Origin of the sequence: Shewanella sp. SG41-4, assembly GCF_014164505.1 — a bacterium.
Taxonomy (GTDB): Bacteria; Pseudomonadota; Gammaproteobacteria; order Enterobacterales; family Shewanellaceae; genus Shewanella.
Map to the genome: position 1 here is coordinate 1 of NZ_JACJFI010000627.1, position 1219 is coordinate 1219.

A 1219-nucleotide genomic window follows, 5' to 3' on the forward strand; every position below is an offset into this window, starting at 1 on the left:
GGTTCCACCCTGCACGGGCCAAAAGGGGATCAACAGCAATCCCCTCTTGGATCACCCCTGCCGTTCCGGCAACATTTTCGCTATTTAACCAAACAACAGCAGCGAAAAAATTGCGACGGAAATAGCTCTAGCTTTGGACTTCATTTGCAGCCTGCTTCGGCCTTATTTGAAAATGCTAACGCTTCCGATGGTACATCCTGTACCGCGAAAGCTAGCCTGACGTCCTGTCAGGCTCACGCTATTTTCTACAACGGCCTCTGTTTAGAGTTGAATTTGTAAATTTCTAAGCAAGGCTAACTGATTTTTGGACAGAAACAAGTTAGTAACGAGCACTGTAAAAGGCGGGAAATAGCAAGGAACGAGCACAAGTTAACTACTTTGCTTAATAGCCTTTATTAAATTTTTTGGATCGTTTGTACCCAGACAAACCGTTGTGCCATCTTTAAGTTTTAATTCAACAGCCGTTAGACCAGAAACATTATATAACCATCCGGTTGAGATTAACCGAATTCCAAGCCCGTAGTACCATTTTGTTCTTATCTCTTGCGCAGACTCAATTTCAGATATCTTTATTGATTTATTCCAAAATTTTGGGCCAAAAAACCATTTTATCTCTCCATCTTCAACTTTGATTGTTAATGCTGAAAAAAGAATTGAAACCAAACCTACAATTAAATAAGCAAATCCAATCGGTTCGGTAGGTTGAGTTACCGAAGCAAAGATAAGCACTAATGTTACAACTCCCATAACAGAAAGCATCGCGATTCCAAGCTGAGTGTTTTTATACTGCATGACAAGCTCCTTTTACAGTTAACGTTTTAGTATTTATGCGTTGCGCTGTTTGCGACGCATAAATCGCTTGTTGGATCTGGGCGATGCCATATCTAACTTTAATCTGTATGTTTTATTCTATAGAAATTTGCTTTTTTACGGTAGTCATTTTCATACCACACCTTGGCTAATCTTTTGTTATAATTGCATATTTAAGTAATGTTTTCGATATTATAGCTTTTATATTGCCCGGTTATTAGTTTACCCAGATATACCTTGCTGACACGTTTTGGGGCAAAAACGAGTTAGTTTTCTTGACTTGGAAATGGACCGGTTCAACATTTAAATTGAGGGTTATTAACTTCGTTTGCTATTTTTGAACAGAAATAGCAAACAAAGTTATTAATAGCGTTGGTTGTTATCGGATGAATAGCTAATTTTGTGATTT

General features: G+C 38.1%; 2 protein-coding genes. One reads left to right on the forward strand and one right to left on the reverse strand.

The window, feature by feature from the left end:
• Positions 1–279: hypothetical protein (locus H5202_RS24095; RefSeq protein WP_220493987.1), on the forward strand; the 279-nt coding region annotated here is incomplete at its 5' end.
• A 90-nt stretch (positions 280–369) separates the two neighbouring features.
• Here the strand turns inward: H5202_RS24095 and H5202_RS22810 are convergent.
• A complete protein-coding gene (locus H5202_RS22810; protein WP_102037497.1) occupies positions 370–792 on the reverse strand; it encodes a hypothetical protein in 423 nt (140 codons plus the stop codon).
• Positions 793–1219: the final 427 nt, after the last annotated feature.